The following is a 17,251-nucleotide window of genomic DNA, read 5'->3' as shown; positions in this document are numbered from 1 at the left end:
GACGCCCCCGCACCCACGACGAGGGCCCGGCCCCGCGATCATCTCGCGGAGCCGGGCCCCTTTCGTACGTGTACAACGACCGGTCAGGCCTCGAAGACCTCCGCGACCAGCTGCGCCTGCTCGGCCTGGTGGCGCTTGGCCGAGCCGACCGCCGGGGACGAGCCGCGCGGCCGCGAGATGCGGCGCAGGCGCTCACCGTGCGGGACGTCGGCGCCGACGGCCAGGTCCAGGTGGTCGATCAGGTTCAGGGCGATGAACGGCCAGGCACCCTGGTTGGCCGGCTCCTCCTGGGCCCACAGGTACTTCGCCGCGTTCGGGTACTTGGCGATCTCGGCCTGGATCTCCGCACCCGGCAGCGGGTACAGGCGCTCCAGGCGGATGATCGCGGTCTCCGTGTCGCCACGCTTCTGACGCTCGGCGTCCAGGTCGTAGTAGACCTTGCCGGTGCAGAAGACGACCTTGCGGACCGCACTCGGCTCGACCGACTCGTCGCCGATCACCGGGCGGAAGCCGCCGGTGGTGAACTCCTCCGCCTTCGACGCCGCCGCCTTGAGGCGGAGCATCGACTTCGGGGTGAAGACGATCAGCGGCTTGTGGTGCGGGTTGTGGACCTGCCACCGCAGGAGGTGGAAGTAGTTCGACGGCAGGGTCGGCATCGCGACCGTCATGTTGTCCTGCGCGCACATCTGGAGGAAGCGCTCCGGGCGGGCGGACGAGTGGTCCGGGCCCTGGCCCTCGTAGCCGTGCGGCAGCAGCAGCGTGACGCCGGAGGTCTGGCCCCACTTCTGCTCGGCCGAGGAGATGAACTCGTCGACGACGGTCTGCGCGCCGTTGACGAAGTCACCGAACTGGGCCTCCCAGATGACGAGCGACTCGGGACGGGCCAGCGAGTAGCCGTATTCGAAGCCCATCGCCGCGTACTCGCTGAGCAGCGAGTCGTAGACGTTGTAACGGGCCTGCTCGTCGGTGAGGTAGAGCAGCGGGGTGTAGTCCTCGCCGGTCACCTGGTCGACCAGCACCGCGTGGCGCTGGCCGAACGTGCCGCGGCGGGTGTCCTGGCCGGCGAGCCGGACCGGGGTGCCCTCCATCAGCAGCGAACCGATGGCCAGGGTCTCGCCCATGCCCCAGTCGATCGTGCCGTCCTCCACCGACGCCGCACGCCGCTGCATCTGCGGCATCAGGCGCGGGTGGACGGTGATGTGGTCCGGGATGTTGACCTGCGACTCGGCGATCCGCTTCACGACCTCCTGGGAGATCGCGGTGGTCACGGCCACCGGGAACTCGGCCTGGGGGTCCGACACGTGCGGCTGCGCCGGGTGCGAGGTGGCCTCACGGACCTCCGCGAACACCTTCTCCAGCTGGCCCTGGAAGTCCTGGAGCGCCTGCTCCGCCTCTTCCAGCGTGATGTCACCGCGACCGATGAGGGACTCGGTGTACAGCTTGCGCACCGAGCGCTTCTTGTCGATCAGGGTGTACATCTGCGGGTTGGTGAACTGCGGGTTGTCGCCCTCGTTGTGACCGCGGCGGCGGTAGCAGATGAGGTCGATCACGACGTCCTTGTTGAACGCCTGACGGAACTCGAAGGCGAGCCGCGCGACGCGCACGACGGCCTCGGGGTCGTCACCGTTGACGTGGATGATCGGCGCCTCGATCATGCGCGCCACGTCGGTGGCGTACATCGAGGAGCGCGAGGATTCCGGGGCGGCGGTGAAGCCGACCTGGTTGTTGATCACCACGTGCACGGTGCCGCCGGTGCGGTAGCCGCGCAGCTGCGACATGTTCAGCGTCTCGGCGACGACGCCCTGGCCCGCGAAGGCCGCGTCGCCGTGGAGCGCGACGGGCAGGACGGTGAAGTCCGTGCCGCCCTTGTTGATGATGTCCTGCTTGGCGCGGGCGATGCCCTCCAGGACCGGGTCGACCGCCTCCAGGTGCGAGGGGTTGGCGGCCAGCGAGACCTTGATCTGCTCGCCGTCCAGACCGGTGAAGGTGCCCTCGGCGCCCAGGTGGTACTTGACGTCGCCGGAGCCGTGCATCGACTTCGGGTCGAGGTTGCCCTCGAACTCCCGGAAGATCTGCGCGTACGACTTGCCGACGATGTTCGCCAGCACGTTCAGCCGGCCGCGGTGGGCCATGCCGATGACGACCTCGTCGAGGCGGGCCTCGGCGGCGGAGTCGATGACCGCGTCGAGCAGCGGGATGACGGACTCGCCGCCCTCCAGCGAGAATCGCTTCTGGCCGACGTACTTCGTCTGCAGGAACGTCTCGAACGCCTCGGCGGCGTTCAGCCGGCGCAGGATGCGCAGCTGCTCCTCGCGCTCGGGCTTGGGGCGCGGACGCTCCACCCGGTCCTGGAGCCACTTGCGCTGCTTCGGGTCCTGGATGTGCATGAACTCGATGCCGGTGGTGCGGCAGTACGACTCACGCAGCACACCGAGGATGTCGCGGAGCTTCATCATCGTCTTGCCGGCGAAACCGCCGACCGCGAAGTCCCGCTCCAGGTCCCACAGGGTGAGGCCGTGCTCGGTGATGTCCAGGTCGGGGTGCTTGCGCTGGTGGTACTCCAGCGGGTCGGTGTCGGCCATGACGTGGCCGCGGACCCGGTAGGAGTGGATCAGCTCGAAGACCCGCGCGGCCTTGGTGACGTCGTCGTCGTGCGAGGCGTCGATGTCCTTGAGCCAGCGGACCGGCTCGTAGGGGATGCGCAGCGCCTTGAAGATCTCGTCGTAGAACTCGTTCTCGCCGAGCAGCAGCTGGGCCAGGATCCGCAGGAACTCGCCGGAGGCGGCGCCCTGGATGACCCGGTGGTCGTACGTCGAGGTCAGCGTCATGACCTTGGAGATGCCCAGCTTGTTCAGGGTGTCCTGCGACGTGCCCTGGAACTCGGCCGGGTAGTCCATCGCGCCGACGCCCATGATGAGGCCCTGTCCGGGCATCAGGCGGGGCACCGAGTGAACGGTGCCGATGCCGCCGGGGTTGGTCAGCGAGGCGGTGACGCCGGTGAAGTCGTCCATGCCGAGCTTGCCGTTGCGGGCCCGGCGGACGATGTCCTCATAGGCCTGCCAGAACTCGAAGAAGTTGAGCGTCTCGGCCTTCTTGATGGCCGCGACGACCAGCTGGCGGTCGCCGTTCGGCTTCACCAGGTCGATGGCGAGGCCGAGGTTGACGTGCTCCGGCTTCACCAGGGTCGGCTTGCCGTCCTTCTGGGCGAAGGAGTAGTTCATCGCCGGCATGGCCTTGAGGGCCTGCACCATCGCGTACCCGATGAGGTGCGTGAAGGAGATCTTCCCGCCCCGGGCCCGCTTGAGGTGGTTGTTGATGACGATGCGGTTGTCGAAGAGCAGCTTCACCGGGACGGCGCGCACGGACGTGGCCGTCGGCAGTTCCAGCGAGGCGTTCATGTTCTTCGCGACCGCGGCGGACGGACCGCGCAGCGTCACGTACTCGGGGCCGGCCGGGGCCTCGGTGGCCGGAGCGGCGGGGGCCTTCGCGGCCGGAGCCGGTGCGGCCTTCGCCGGTGCGGCCTTCACCGGGGCCGCCGGGGCGGCGGGTGCGGGCTTGGCGGGTGCGGGCGCAGCGGGTGCGGCCGGAGCCTTGGCCGCGGGTGCGGCCGGGGCGGTGGGGGCCGGTGCGGTGGCGGCCGGGGCCTGTGGCACCGCAGCCCCCGCGGCTGCGGCGCCGGGAACGGGCTTGTCCGCCGTGCCGGACGTACCCGGCTTGTAGTCGGCGAAGAAGTCCCACCAGGCGCGATCGACCGAGCTGGGATCCTGGAGGTACTGCTGGTAGATCTCGTCGACGAGCCACTCATTGGGGCCAAAAGCAGCAGCCGGGTTGGTACCCGGGCTTGCTTGGTCGGTCGAGATGCTCGAGTTACTGGGGGACTGAGACGACACGGCGGCAACCGCCCTCTTCCGCTTCACAAGGTGATGGACAGCGGAAATCAAGGCTACGCCTCCCCGGCCGTTCCATGCAGGCCGGGCCGGTCTTCGTCGTGCAAGTCACATCGAAAGTCGGGTTTCGGGGCAGGAAATGGCGGGAAACAAGCTTGGTTCCGCTTCACTCCGGGTACGCGAGACCGTAGTTACGGCCCCTTCGACCGTACCCCTTGAACAGAACACGTAGAACGTGCCCTTCCGGTTCGAACCCTATGTCAACCTCGCGGCTGTCGGGTGCCCGGAAGAGTGACACGTATGCGGCAGCCGCGAGCCGATTCGGCCACACCGATCCGCCCGCCGTGCAGATCCACCGCCCAGCGGGCGATCGCCAGGCCCAGTCCCGTACCGCCGTCGCTGCCCGGACCGTGCGGGGACGCCACCTCACCCCGGTTGAAACGCTCGAAGACCCGGTGCCGTTCGGACTCGGGGATGCCGGGGCCCTCGTCCAGGACCTCCAGATGCAGCGACTCGGGCTGCGGGCCGCGACGCGCCAGCACGGTGACCCGGCCGTGCGGCGGGCTGTGCTTCACCGCGTTGTCGATCAGATTGGCCACCACCTGGTGCAGCCGCTCGGCGTCCGCGTGCGCGGTCAGCTCCGGCGGGGACACGTCCAGGTGCAGATGGACGTCCGTGCGGGAGTGATTGCCGGAGCCGGAGGACAGCCGGCGGTGCGCGGCGGCGAGGTTCGCCTCCTTGAGGACCCCCGACAGATACGGCCACACCTCGAAGCGGCCGGCCTTCAGCGTGACCACGCCGTTGTCCAGCCGGGACAGGTCCAGGAGCGTCTCCACCAGCCGGCCGAGCCGCTCCGTCTGTTTCAGGGCCGTCCGCATCGTCTCCGGATCGGCCGATGACACCCCGTCCACCACGTTCTCCAGTACGGCTCTCAGCGCCGCGATGGGAGTACGCAGCTCATGCGAGACGTTCGCCACCAGCTCCTTGCGGTGCCGGTCCACCGCGGCCAGATCGTCCGCCATCAGGTTGATCGTCTGCGCCAGGTCGCCGAGCTCGTCGCGCCGGTCGGCGCCGCTCACCCGTCTGGTGTAGTCGCCGTGCGAGATCGACCGGGCCACGGCTCTCATCTCGTCCAGCGGCGCGGTCAGGCCGTGCGCCACGAACTGGGTGATCAGCAGGGGCGCGATCACGGAGAACACCGTGATGAACCGCAGCTCGGTGCGCGTGCGCATGGCGACCATGATCAGCCCGGTCGTGATGAACACCGACACCACGACGAGCGTGCCCAGCTTGGCCTTGATGGAGAACGGCCGGAGCCCCTGCCCGGGCGAGGTCATGGCGCGGGGGTCTCCAACGCGTACCCGACACCGTGCACGGTACGGATCCGCTCCGCGCCGATCTTCCGGCGCAGCGCCTTGATGTGGCTGTCGACGGTACGGGTGCCCGAAGCGTCCGCCCAGTCCCACACCTCCGCCAGCAGCTGCTCACGGGAGAGCACCGCGCGCGGGGTGTTGGCCAGGCAGACCAGCAGGTCGAACTCGGTCGGCGTCAGGTGCACGTCATCCGCACGGACCCGCACCCGGCGCTGTGCGTGGTCGATCTCCAGCTCGCCGAGGCGCAGTATCCCGCTGCGGGGCGTCACGGCGGCCAGTGCGGCCCGCTCCACCCGGCGCAGCAGCACATGGACCCGGGCCGCCAGCTCACGCATGGAGAACGGCTTGGTCATGTAGTCGTCCGCGCCGACCCCGAGTCCGACCAGCATGTCGGTCTCGTCGTCGCGGGCGGTCAGCATCAGCACCGGCACCGGGCGCTGGGCCTGCACGCGACGGCAGACCTCCAGGCCGTCGAAGCCCGGAAGCATGATGTCGAGCACCATCAGATCCGGCTGCCAGGCCTCGGCCGCGTCCACGGCCGCGGGGCCGTCGAGCGCGGTCTGCACCAGGAAGCCCTCGGCCCGCAGCCGGGCGGCAATGGCATCGACGATTGTGGCGTCGTCCTCGACCACCAGCACGCGGCGCTGCGCGCCCGGGGTGGCCGCGACACCTGTGTGGGTGGTGTGTGTCTGTTCCATCGCCCCGCCCCTGCCCGTTCTCACGGAGGTCATTCCCCCGGACGTACGGTTTTCGCTCGTGAATTTCGTGGGTGATCCCGCTATCGGTCAGCAGCGTAAAGGCAGCGGAGGGCTCCCGGCTACGCAGGGTGCAAGGCTGCGGGGGTGAGGCGGGGGAACAGCGGAGGCGGAGTGTCGCGCTTGTGGGGCTTGGCCCCCGCGCGTCCCGGGGCCCGCATACCCGGCGGGGGGTTATCGGGCTGCTCGAATTGCGAGATGGACCACGTCGGGCACACCTCGGACAACGCCTACTTCTTCGGTCCTAACCCCACGGAATCCGGCATTCCGCAAGGCCTGTTCGAACTCCGCGGACGGCTGCGCGGACCACACGGCGAGCACTCCGCCCGGGGTGAGCCGGGCGAGGCAGTCGGCGAGGCCGGCGGGGGAGTACAGATTCCCGTTGTCCTCGGTCACGGTCCAGTCCGGCCCGTTGTCGATGTCCAGACACAGTGCGTCGTAACGGTCCGTAGTCGTACGGAGGTGCGCGACGAGGTCCGTCGTCAGGACCACGGTCCGCGGATCGGCGAGCGCCGCCCCGGAGATCCCGGCCAGCGGCCCGTCCAGGTGCCAGTCGACGATGGCCCGCTCCCGCTCGACCACGGCGATCCGCCCCCACCTCGGCCCGTCGGCGGCCCGGGCGAGCGAGAATCCGACGCCGAGCCCGCCGATGAGCACCGCCGGTTCGGGGCGGCCGGCGGGCAGTGCGTCGAGCGCGGCGTCGATCAGCAGCCGCTCGGAGCGCCCGTCCGAGGTGTCCATCAGGAAGCACCCGTTGGCGATGATCTCGAAGTCGTCGCCCCGCCTGCGCAGGACGACCTCCCCGTACGGTCCCTCGCGGCGGTCCAGGATGACGGGGGCGAGAACGTCGGGGCCGAACGTATGGGGCATGGCGCTGGTCTCCGGTGGATGGCGGCCGATGTCCCCGCCATCCTGTCGCCTGCCGCAGTGGCCGGGCCAGCGGTTTCCCCGAACCGTCAACCGCGTTCGCGGCGCGGCCCGCGTACGGCGAACAGTGCCGCCCCCGCCACGTACGCCACCGAGGCCACCACCCACGCCCCGCTCTGTGGCCCCGGCTGCATCAGCCAGGCCCACACGGAGGCGGCGCCGCCCGGAGTGCGCGGGGCCGCCAGGTACACCGCCCCGCCGTAGACCGTCATCGGCAGCCAGCTCAGCCGGGCACCGATCAGGGCGGCGGAGGCGGCCGCCACCCCGGTCGCCCCGAGCACGTTGCGGATCATGCCGGATGCGCCGAACGACTCGGGATGCCCGGGAACGGCCAGCGCGAGGGCCGCCGCGGCCGGGACGGTGAGCGCGAGCAGATGCAGCAGCCGCCGCGGCCACCAGCGGCGCACGGCCGTGCGGTCGAGCTCGTCGGCGGCCGCGTACAGGCTGGTCCCGATGGCGGCGGACACCAGCATCGGGGCCAGCACGAGGACCGGGACGCGGGCGCTGTGGTCGAAGTGTGCCTCCAGCCGGTCGGCGGCCCAGGCGGCGAGCAGAACGACGCAGGCCAGCGAGGCGAAGGTCCGGGGGACGGCGCGGGTGCGGAGATAAGGGACGGGAATGGCTACGGTCACGCGGTTCACAGGCCGGGCACCTCGGACGGGACGCAGCTCGTGCGTGTGGCGAGGAAGCGGCCGAGCCAGGCCCGGCGCTCGGGGGCCGGCATCGCTTCGAGGCGGCGGAGTTGCGGGGAGCCGTCGGCGAACGGTGCGGCGTAGGGGCCCGCGAGCCAGTCCGTGACGGCCATGTCGGTGGAGGCGAGCCGCTCGAAGCCGGCTCGTTCCTCCTTGGCCGCGGGCTCCGGGCAGTCCCGGTGCGAAAGGTGCTCGCTCACCTGCCAGGCATAGTCCTCGGGCTGGATGAGCTGGTCACGTACGAAGCTCCAGCCGCGGGTGAGCGTCGGCAGCCGGCCCTCATCGGACCCCTTCGGAACATCGTCGTCCACATAACGCAGCGGCGCTCCCGGCACCCCGTCCAGCCGTGTGAACAGTCCTGACAACGCGTCGCTCGCCTGGGGCAGTAGTGCCTCGTCGACTTCCCTGAGGCACACCTGCGGTAGGTCATCCGAGCAGACCACACGGTCACGGGCCGGATCGGCGCGGAGCAGGTCGGGGCCCGTGTGCACGATGAGCGGCGCGACCGCCGCCGCGACGGCGAGCGGTACGAGGGCGAGGATCCGGCGCCGGGCCGCGTGGGCCGTCACTGCGGCCAGGGCGAGACCGCAGGTCCACACCACCATGGCCGGGGCGAACCACCACACGGGCAGCATTCCGTCGAGCATGTACTGCTCGGCGGGGTTGAGATACCGCTCCGGCAGTTCGGAGTAGAGCGGTACCCCGAGAACGACGTACAGCACCACGGCGAGCGCGGGCGCGGTCAGCCGCCACCGGCACCGCTGACCGACGACGAACCCCACCAGGCCGACAGCCATCAGGAAGGCGCTGTCCACCACGGCGAACGACAGGAACGGACTCCCGCCCCCCGCGTACGGCCAAGTGGCGAGCAGCGCGGCGGCCAGCGCGGCGAGATATCCGGCGACCGCCCACAGCGCGAGCGGCAGGGCGGCCACCAGCACCCGCGCCGACCGGGCGCGCGGGGTGGAGCTCCAGAGTTCGGTGGTCGATCGCCGGTGGTCGCGGGCGCCCTGCCAGCAGGAGGCGGCTGCCACCAGCGGACCGGCGAGCAGGGTCGCGCCGGAATGGAGCAGCCCCTGGGTCTCGCCCCAGCTCCCCTGCCAGGTATCGGCCTTGGCCGCCATGGTGACGGCGAGCATGAGCGCCGTGCAGGCGCCGGTCCACGGCGCGATGCCGCGGCGCAGCTCGGTCCGCAGCGCGAGGAGCGTCGAACGCTGAGCGGCCGGCGAGCGGGTGGGGCGGAGTGGGGTGACGCGGTCGTCGGACGTCGTCGTCATCGGACCCCCGCCTTCGCACGGTGGGTGTGCAGGGCGGCGGTGTAGCCGCGCTCGACGGGGCTTCCGTCGAGCGCGTCCCCCTCGCTGCCGAGGGCCGCCAGTTCGGCCGTCGTTCCCCGGTACGCGATCCGGCCCGCCTCGACCAGCGTCACATCGGCGCAGGCCGTGGCCACGTCCTCGACCAGGTGCGTGGAGAGGATCACCGTGGCCTCCTCGCCGAGCTCCCGCATCAGGGTGCGGAACTCCACCCGCTGTTCCGGGTCCAGGCCCGCGGTCGGCTCGTCGAGCAGCAACAGGTCCGGTTCGTTGACGATCGCCTGGGCGATGCCGACGCGCCGCACCATGCCGCCGGACAGGGTCTTCATCCGGGCGTCGATCCGGTCCTTCAGGCCCACCCGGGCCACGGCCCTCTCCACGGCTGCGGGGATCAGGGCACCCTCCATCTCCTTGAGCCACGCCACATAGGCGACGAACTCGCGGACGGTGAAGCCCGGGTAGTAGCCGAACTCCTGCGGCAGGTAGCCCAGCCTGCGCCGGACCGCCGCGCGGCTGCGGTGGTCTCCCGCCGCACCCACCTCGCTGCCCAGCAGCTCGATCCGCCCGGAAGTGGGCGCGGCGGCCGTGGACACCACCCTGATCAGGGACGTCTTGCCCGCCCCGTTGGGCCCCAGCAGCCCGTGCACGCCGGGGGCGAAGTCCAGATCGACGCCGTCCAGGGCGGTCGTACGGCGATGCCGGACCGTCAGCCCCGAGACGATGACGGTGCTGTTGGTGCGATCGCGCTCATCGATCACGCTCATGACTTCTCCAGATGGTCGAATGATCGGCGGCGCAGGGCCAGCAGCCCGGCGCAGAGCACCGCCGCCACCGCCCAGCCGCCCTGTGCGGCGGACCCCGCGAAGTACATGGCGGCCGGCTCGGTCGCGTCGAGGAGCCGGGTCGGCGACGCGCCGAAGGCCGGCAGGATCACGGCGGCGGCCCAGCACCCGGCCACGGACGAGGCGCCCGTGCGGCAGCCGACGTACGAGCCGAGCGCCAGCGCCCCCAGCGTCATGGCGAGTCCGGGCAGCAGCCAGGCCAGGACGCCCGGCTGGCCCGCCGACGGGGGCAGGACCGCCCCGGCGAGCGTGATCACCGGGACGACCGCCCCGAGGACTGCCGCCGTCCTGATCAGCAGCAGCCGCAGCCCACCGCCCGGAGCCGCGGCGATGATCTCGTGCATGGGGTCGGCGGAGCGCCCGTACGAGACGCCGACCCCGGCGAGCGGGAGGACCGGCGCGACGACGAGGAGCAGGGGGCGGACCGTGCCCCCCAGCCCGCCCACGTACGCCAGGGCGACGGCCCCCAGCGCCACGAGCAGCAGCGCCCCCGCCCACGCCCCCCGCAGGGCCGGGCCGGCGGCCCACAGCGCCCGCCCGAGCCGCGAGGCGGCCCCCGGCAGCCGCGGGGCTCCCCGCACGGGCTCCGCCTCCGCGGTGGCGAGCACCGCGGTGCGGATCTCCGCCAGCAGCGGTGCCGCGGCCCCCCGGCCGCGTACCGCCGCCGACACCCGGTCCGCGCAGCGTTCGCACGACTCGACGTGCTTCTCCAGCGACCAGGCGTCGGTCTCGGCGGCGGTCCCCGCCGCGTACCGCCCCGCCAGTTCGTCTCCCACGTGCCAGGCCGTCATGCCGTGCCTCCCAGCGGACCGTTCTCCACAACCAGCCGGTCCAGCGCGGCCCGCAGCTCGCGCCGGGCCCGCGACGCCCGGGTCTTGACCGTCCCCTCCGGTATGCCGAGCAGCCGGGCGGCTTCCCGGGTCGTCAGCCCGTCGATGACCGTCGCCCGCAGGACCTCCCGGAGCTCCGGCGAGATCCGGTCGAGCGCGGCACCGACGTCGCCGTACTCCAGACCGGCCAGGACCCGGTCCTCGGCGGACGGCACGGCGGCCGTCCACCGCTCACCGTCCGCGTGCTCCGCCCGTGCCACGCGCTCGGTCCTGGCCCGGCTCCGCCGCGCGTCGACCAGCCGGCGGGCGGCGATCACCCAGAGCCAGCCGCCGGCCTCGGCACCGCGGTGCGAACCGGCGGAACGCCAGGCCGTGACGAAGGTGTCCTGCAGCACTTCCCGTACGGTCTCGGCGTCCGCGCACCTCCGGTTCAGCCGGGCCAGCAGCCAGCCGGCGTGCCGGTCGTAGAGCGCGGCCAGGGCGGCCGGTTCCCCCTGAGCGACGGCACGCAGCAGCGCCTCGTCGCTCCGGTCGTCCCCCGAGGGGTGCAAGTGGCTCACACCCCCTCTATCGGAGGCCGGACGCCGGTCGGTTCACGCGCGGTGCGTCCGGACGCGGTCAGGGGCGTGGCGCCTTCTCGCCGTGCACCGCGACGTGTTCGGCCGCGAGCCAGGGAGCGAGGTCGCCGACGAGCATGGCCAGGACGGCCGGGTCGGCGCTCGGAGCGCGGCCGGTGCGGGCGGCCAGCCGCATCTGCTCGGCCCGTTCGGGGAGGTGCGGGTGGTAGCGGGCGAAGAGCTCGGCCGACTCGGCCAGATCACTGGTCCAGCCGCCCCACCGCGGCATGACCAGGGTGAAGCCCGTACGCACGATCCGACGGGCGACCCCCCGGCTCAGGACACGGCGCTCGGCGTCCGTGGTCGCCCCGGCGGCCCGCTCGCGCCAGCGCGGGAGCGCCAGGCACAGGTCCCCGTTGGTCTCGCGGGCGAGCAGCGAGGTCGGCCGGTAGCGCGGCAGCAGGGCGGCGAGGTCGTCCCCGAGCAGCGGCGTGCACAGGCAGGCGACGAAGAAGCCCATGTCATGGCGTTCGAGTGCGCCGAGCAGCGTGTCCGCGCCGAACAGCAGGATGCCGGCCCCGTCGATCTGTTCGTACGACGCGTCCAGTTCGGCCTCGACGGCGTCGGCGTCGGCGCGGTCCGTCGCGGTGGGCGCCTCGCGCAGGGCGAGCAGCAGGTCCAGGTCGGAGACCCCGGGCGTCGCCGTGCCGCGCGGAATGCTGCCGTACACGTAGGCGCTGTGCAGGCGGCCGGGACCGAAGACCTCGGCGATCCGGGAGCGGGCCGCGGCCACGACCGGCGCGAACCCGGGCCGCAGCCGGCTGAGCGAGCCCTCCCGGGCGATCGTGCCGTCCCGGTCCAGTCCTCGGTCGTCGTTCATGAGGACACTCTGCCCCGTGGCGGCGCCACCGCCCGGGGCCGCGGCGCCGCGAACGTCACGTCCGAGGCCCGCGCCGTGACTTCGGCATCCCCGCTGATCGCCCAGGCGGCGACCCGCGACACCACGGCGGCCGGGACCGCCGCGCTGATCCCGGGGGCGGCCGGGATGTCCTGGGTCGCGTGCGCGTCGTGGGGGAGGACCACCCGGTAGCCCAGGGCCAGCGCCGTGCGGGCCGTCGCCTGGACGCACATCTCCGACATCACTCCGCAGACGGCGACCGACTCCACGCCGGCTCCGGCCAGCAGGGCCCCCAGGGGCGTGCCCGCGAAGCCGTCGTCCCGGGTCTTGCGGATCACGCACTCCGTCGGGCCCGCCTCGACGGGGAGGTGGAGCGCCCAGCCGGGGGAGTGCGGCTCGTCGCCCGTGCCGGGCGCGCCGTCGTTCTGCAGGTGCACGACCAGCGCACCGCTCCGGCGTGCGCGGGTGAGCAGGTCCGCCGTCCGCTCCAGCAGCCCGGCCGCGCCGGGAACGGCCCTGTCCCCCGTCACCCCTGCCTTCTGGACGTCCACGACGAGCAGGGCCTGGGCGGGAAGCGCGGAACGTGTCATGGAGCCATCCTGTCCGGCGGCGCCCCCGCCCTCCACAGAATTTCGCGGCCACGCGGAAGGGCGCGGGCGCGGGGACTACGACGCTCGCCGCCCGCGTTGCACCGAGGGCACGGCGTGGCAGTCGTACGTGATCGCTCACAGCGAACGCGGTTTCGGGAACACTGGGCGGCTCACAAGCATTGAGTCCACATAGCTCAACTTGACTGCCGAAGGGGAGATCATGGCTACTGAGTCCAATGCGGTCACACCGCTCACCCTGCCTGTGCTGCCGCTCGACGACGAGGTCGTGCTGCCCGGAATGGTGGTGCCTCTGGACCTGTCCGACAGCGATGTGCGTGCCGCGGTGGAGGCCGCACAGGCCGCAGCCCGCGAGGGCGGCGGCAAGCCCGAGGTGCTGCTCGTTCCGCGCATCGACGGTACCTACACCGGGATCGGTGTCAGGGGGACCGTCGAACAGGTCGGGCGGCTCTCGGACGGTGATCCGGGCGCCCTCATCCGCGGTCGTGGACGGGTGCGGATCGGCGCGGGGACCAGCGGGCCCGGTGCCGCGCTCTGGGTGGAAGGAACCCGGGCCGACGACTCCGTCCCCGAACCCCTTCCCGGAGCCGTCGCCGAACTGGTCAAGGAGTACAAGGCGCTCGCCACCAGCTGGCTGAAGAAGCGCGGTGCCTGGCAGGTCGTGGACCGGGTCCAGCAGATCGAGGACGTCTCCGCGCTCGCGGACAACTCCGGATACTCCCCCTTCCTCACCACTGCCCAGAAGGTCCAGCTGCTGGAGACGACCGACGCGGTCGCCCGGCTGAAGCTCGCCGTCCAGTGGCTGGGTGAACACCTCGCCGAGCAGGACGTCGCCGAGTCCATCGCCAAGGACGTCCAGGAGGGCGTCGACAAGCAGCAGCGCGAATTCCTGCTGCGGCGCCAGCTCGACGCCGTACGCAAGGAGCTCTCCGAGCTCAACGGCGACCCGGAGGACGAGTCCGACGACTACCGGGCGCGCGTCGAGGCCGCCGAACTTCCCGAGCACGTCCGCGAGGCCGCGCTCAAGGAGGTCGACAAGCTGGAGCGCTCCTCGGACCAGAGCCCCGAGGGCTCCTGGATCAGGACCTGGCTCGACACCGTCCTCGAACTGCCGTGGACCGAGCGGACCGAGGACGCGTACGACATCAAGGGCGCCCAGGAGGTCCTCGACGCCGAACACGCGGGCCTGCAGGACGTGAAGGAACGCATCACCGAGTACCTCGCGGTCCGCAAGCGGCGCGCCGACCGCGGACTGGGTGTGGTCGGCGGGCGTCGCGGCGGTGCCGTGCTGGCCCTGGTGGGGCCGCCCGGGGTCGGCAAGACCTCGCTCGGTGAATCCGTGGCGCACGCCATGGGGCGCAAGTTCGTCCGCGTCGCACTCGGCGGTGTCCGGGACGAGGCGGAGATCCGGGGTCACCGGCGTACGTACGTCGGCGCGCTCCCCGGCCGCATCGTCCGGGCCATCAAGGAGGCCGGTTCGATGAACCCGGTCGTCCTGCTCGACGAGATCGACAAGGTCGGCTCCGACTTCCGCGGCGACCCCGCCGCGGCCCTCCTCGAAGTGCTCGACCCGGCCCAGAACCACACCTTCCGCGACCACTACCTGGAGGTCGAACTCGACCTCAGCGACGTCGTCTTCCTGGCCACGGCCAACGTGCTCGAAGCCATCCCGGAGGCGCTGCTCGACCGGATGGAACTGGTCAGGCTCGACGGCTACACCGAGGACGAGAAGGTCGTCATCGCCCGTGACCACCTGCTTCCGCGTCAGCTGGAGCGGGCAGGTCTGGAGGCGGAAGAGGTCACCCTCGACGAGTCGGCGCTGCGGAAGCTGGCCGGCGAGTACACCCGCGAGGCCGGCGTCCGGAATCTGGAGCGGGCCGTCGGGAGGCTGCTGCGCAAGGTCGCGGCCCAGCACGAACTGGGCGACCGCGAACTGCCGTTCACGGTGACCGAGGCGGACCTCCGCGGGCTCGTCGGCCGGCCGCACCACGTCCCCGAGTCCGCCCAGGACCCGGCCGAGCGCCGCACCGCGGTGCCGGGCGTGGCCACCGGACTCGCGGTGACCGGGGCTGGCGGTGACGTGCTCTTCGTCGAGGCGTCGCTCGCCGATCCGGAGACCGGGGCGTCCGGACTTACCCTCACCGGTCAGCTCGGCGACGTGATGAAGGAGTCCGCGCAGATCGCGCTCAGCTTCCTGCGCTCGCACGGTGCGGAGCTGGAACTGCCGGTCGCCGACCTCAAGGACCGGGGCGTGCACATTCACTTCCCGGCGGGCGCGGTCCCCAAGGACGGTCCGAGCGCGGGCATCACCCTGACGACCGCGCTGGCCTCGCTGCTCTCCGGACGGCTCGTCCGCACGGACGTGGCGATGACCGGCGAGGTGTCGCTGACCGGACGGGTGCTGCCGATCGGCGGCCTGAAGCAGAAGCTGCTGGCCGCCCACCGCGCGGGCATCACCACCGTGGTGATCCCCCAGCGCAACGAGGCGGACCTCGACGACGTCCCCGCCGAGGTGCTGGACAAGCTGGAGGTCCACCCGGTCACCGACGTCCGCCAGGTCCTGGAGATCGCCCTCGCCCCGGCCTCGGCCCCGGCGGAGCGGAGGATCCCGGCCGCGGCGTAGCTGTCACGGCGTGACGGACGTGGCACCGCGGACACGGCCGGTACGGGCGGCCCGTCTTCCCCTCGCGGGGAGGCGGGCCGTTCCGCGTGAGCGGTGACGGCCGGGTCAGGGGCGGTAGATCGTCCCCGGGACGGGCACGGCGGGCGCCATCAGCTCCGGGACGGTGACGAAGGTGTAGCCGCGCTTCTTCAGCTCCTCGATGATGCCGGGCACCGCGGGCACCGTGCCCTTGTAGATGTCGTGCAGCAGGATGATGCCGTCCTTGCTCGCCTGGTCGAGTATCCGCTTCTTGATCAGCGCGGAGTCGTTCGTCGAGTAGTCCTTGGCGGTGGCGCTCCACAGGATCTGCGAGAGGCCGAGGTCCTTGCTGATCCCGGAGACCGTGTCGTCGGTGCGGCCCTGCGGGGGGCGCATCAGCCGCGGCTTCTTGCCGGTGATCGCCTCGATCGCGTCCTGCGTCTTCTCCAGCTCGGCGCGTATCTCCGCGGGCTTCTTGTCCGTCAGGATCTCGTGCGACCAGGTGTGGTTGGCCACCTCGTGCCCCTCCGCCTCGATCCGCCGGACCGTCTCGGGGTGCTTCTTCACATGGTTCTTGCCCAGCAGGAAGAAGGTCGCGTGGACCTTCTCCTTCTTGAGGATGTCCAGCAGGTGGGGGGTCTCCTCGGCCGGTCCCGCGTCGAAGGTGAGGGCGATGCACTTCGCCTTGCGGCAGTCCACCGGGCCGAACGATCCCTTGGCGTCCGAGCCCGCGTCGCCGCGAGCGGATCCGGGCGCCGTGGTCTCCATCGAGCACCCGCTCAGCGTCAGCGTGAGCGCCGTCACAAGAGCGACGGCCAACCCCGTACCGATCGACTTCGTCCTACTGGGCAAGGCGGGTCACTCCCTCATCGTTTACGCCGCACTTACGTGCGAATGCAAGGACTATACATAGGGCGTATACACGCGGTGTATAGGGGGCGGCGTGGGATCGATGGAGTGCCTTCGTGCCTGGTCGGATACGCCTGAACGGTCTGAACGGCGCAGAGCCCGGCGACGGGGTGCGTCACCGGGCTCTGTCGGGGCAGGGCGGTCGGGTGGTCAGCCGTTGGCCAGTGCCTGTACGCGGTCGAGGGCGCCGTTGAAGTGGTTGTGGTCGCCCACCGTCGGGCCGGACGAGGTGTACTGCCAGATCGTGTAGTAGCCCCAGCCGGCCGGCAGGGTCCCGACCGTGGTGTTGTAGCGGGCCACCCACAGCGGGTTGGTGCTGCCGAAGCTCGCGCTGTTGCCCGTGCAGGACTGCCACCAGCTGGTCGCGGTGTAGATGACCGCGTCGCGTCCGGTGCGCGCCTTGTAGGTGTTCACGAAGTCACGGATCCAGGAGACCATCCCGGCCGCGGTCTTGCCGTAGCACTGCGCGCCGTACGGGTTCCACTCGATGTCGAGGACGCCGGGCAGCGTCTTGCCGTCCCTGGACCAGCCGCCCCCGTGGTCCACGAAGTAGTTGGCCTGGGTGGCGCCGCTCGTCGTGTCCGGCGTGGCGAAGTGGTACGAGCCGCGGATCATCCCCACGTTGTACGAGCCGTTGTACTGCTGGGCGAAGTCCTCGTTCGTGTAGTACGTGCCCTCGGAGGCCTTGACGTAGGCCCACTTCACACCGCTGTTCCAGAGCGTCGACCAGGCCACGGCGTTCTGGTGGCCGCTCACGTCGACGCCTTCGGTCTGGGCCGCGCGGCTGGTGGGCAGGCCGCCCTGGCCGTCGTGGGCGACGACGCCCATGCCCATGGTGGCCGTGCCCCGGGCGGGTTTCGTGGGGTCCCCGGCGGTGGAGGCCGCGCCGGCGGCGCCGGGCAGGGCGACGAGGAGGGAGAGAGCTGCGAGCAGCGTTCCCGCTGCGGCGAAGCGCGAGCGACGGGCTGTCTTGGAGCCGGATCTGTGCACGGGCATGTACGTGCCTCCGAAGCCTTGGT

14 protein-coding genes are annotated in these 17,251 nt (G+C 71.6%); 1 reads left to right on the top strand and 13 read right to left on the bottom strand.

What is annotated here, in order from left to right; all coding sequences use genetic code 11:
- Positions 1 to 83: 83 nt before the first annotated feature.
- The 11 genes from ACFYPA_RS09640 to ACFYPA_RS09590 form a co-directional block, all read right to left on the bottom strand.
- Positions 84 to 3,890 (bottom strand): multifunctional oxoglutarate decarboxylase/oxoglutarate dehydrogenase thiamine pyrophosphate-binding subunit/dihydrolipoyllysine-residue succinyltransferase subunit, encoded by a 3,807-nt coding sequence (locus ACFYPA_RS09640; RefSeq protein WP_389130860.1) that lies wholly within the window; start codon positions 3,888 to 3,890, stop codon positions 84 to 86.
- Between the two features lie 257 nt (positions 3,891 to 4,147).
- Positions 4,148 to 5,224: an ATP-binding protein gene (locus ACFYPA_RS09635; protein ID WP_389130858.1), complete on the bottom strand. Its 1,077-nt coding sequence runs from the start codon at positions 5,222 to 5,224 to the stop codon at positions 4,148 to 4,150.
- Positions 5,221 to 5,958, bottom strand: coding sequence for a response regulator transcription factor (locus tag ACFYPA_RS09630; RefSeq protein WP_148020697.1), 738 nt, complete (start codon positions 5,956 to 5,958; stop codon positions 5,221 to 5,223). Before ACFYPA_RS09630 ends, ACFYPA_RS09635 begins: the two co-directional genes overlap by 4 nt.
- A 231-nt stretch (positions 5,959 to 6,189) precedes the next feature.
- Positions 6,190 to 6,885, bottom strand: a complete 696-nt coding sequence (locus ACFYPA_RS09625) for a spermidine synthase (RefSeq protein WP_389130855.1) — start codon at positions 6,883 to 6,885, stop codon at positions 6,190 to 6,192.
- A gap of 86 nt (positions 6,886 to 6,971) precedes the next feature.
- A complete protein-coding gene (locus ACFYPA_RS09620) occupies positions 6,972 to 7,574 on the bottom strand; it encodes a hypothetical protein (protein ID WP_359077789.1) in 603 nt (200 codons plus the stop codon).
- Positions 7,575 to 7,579: 5 nt separating this feature from the next.
- Positions 7,580 to 8,911: a hypothetical protein gene (locus ACFYPA_RS09615; protein WP_389130852.1), complete on the bottom strand. Its 1,332-nt coding sequence runs from the start codon at positions 8,909 to 8,911 to the stop codon at positions 7,580 to 7,582.
- A complete protein-coding gene (locus ACFYPA_RS09610; RefSeq protein WP_359314279.1) occupies positions 8,908 to 9,711 on the bottom strand; it encodes an ABC transporter ATP-binding protein in 804 nt (267 codons plus the stop codon). The genes ACFYPA_RS09615 and ACFYPA_RS09610 overlap by 4 nt, the downstream gene beginning before the upstream one ends.
- Entirely contained in the window at positions 9,708 to 10,580 is an 873-nt protein-coding gene (locus ACFYPA_RS09605; RefSeq protein ID WP_359077110.1) for a hypothetical protein, read from the bottom strand. The genes ACFYPA_RS09610 and ACFYPA_RS09605 overlap by 4 nt, the downstream gene beginning before the upstream one ends.
- Positions 10,577 to 11,179 (bottom strand): RNA polymerase sigma factor, encoded by a 603-nt coding sequence (locus ACFYPA_RS09600; RefSeq protein WP_359077111.1) that lies wholly within the window; start codon positions 11,177 to 11,179, stop codon positions 10,577 to 10,579. Before ACFYPA_RS09600 ends, ACFYPA_RS09605 begins: the two co-directional genes overlap by 4 nt.
- Before the next feature lie 58 nt (positions 11,180 to 11,237).
- Complete coding sequence (locus ACFYPA_RS09595; RefSeq protein ID WP_359314277.1) at positions 11,238 to 12,056, bottom strand: nucleotidyltransferase domain-containing protein; 819 nt, start codon at positions 12,054 to 12,056, stop codon at positions 11,238 to 11,240.
- Positions 12,053 to 12,664: a cysteine hydrolase family protein gene (locus ACFYPA_RS09590; RefSeq protein WP_389130848.1), complete on the bottom strand. Its 612-nt coding sequence runs from the start codon at positions 12,662 to 12,664 to the stop codon at positions 12,053 to 12,055. The genes ACFYPA_RS09595 and ACFYPA_RS09590 overlap by 4 nt, the downstream gene beginning before the upstream one ends.
- A gap of 220 nt (positions 12,665 to 12,884) precedes the next feature.
- Between ACFYPA_RS09590 and lon the strand changes: the two genes are divergently transcribed.
- Positions 12,885 to 15,305, top strand: a complete 2,421-nt coding sequence (gene lon, locus ACFYPA_RS09585) for an endopeptidase La (RefSeq protein WP_359077117.1) — start codon at positions 12,885 to 12,887, stop codon at positions 15,303 to 15,305.
- Between the two features lie 105 nt (positions 15,306 to 15,410).
- Here the strand turns inward: lon and ACFYPA_RS09580 are convergent, their stop codons facing one another.
- Together ACFYPA_RS09580 and ACFYPA_RS09575 are read right to left on the bottom strand one after the other, a co-directional pair.
- The gene (locus ACFYPA_RS09580; RefSeq protein WP_359077791.1) at positions 15,411 to 16,091 is read right to left on the bottom strand and encodes a polysaccharide deacetylase family protein; all 681 of its coding nucleotides are present in this window, start codon (positions 16,089 to 16,091) and stop codon (positions 15,411 to 15,413) included.
- 291 nt (positions 16,092 to 16,382) lie between these two features.
- The gene (locus tag ACFYPA_RS09575; RefSeq protein ID WP_359077119.1) at positions 16,383 to 17,228 is read right to left on the bottom strand and encodes a lysozyme; all 846 of its coding nucleotides are present in this window, start codon (positions 17,226 to 17,228) and stop codon (positions 16,383 to 16,385) included.
- Positions 17,229 to 17,251: the final 23 nt, after the last annotated feature.

Source organism: Streptomyces sp. NPDC005775 (assembly GCF_042871565.1).
GTDB lineage: Bacteria > Actinomycetota > Actinomycetes > Streptomycetales > Streptomycetaceae > Streptomyces.
The sequence above is the reverse complement of the archived record's forward strand: the minus strand, read 5'-3'. Positions and strand labels throughout refer to the sequence as shown.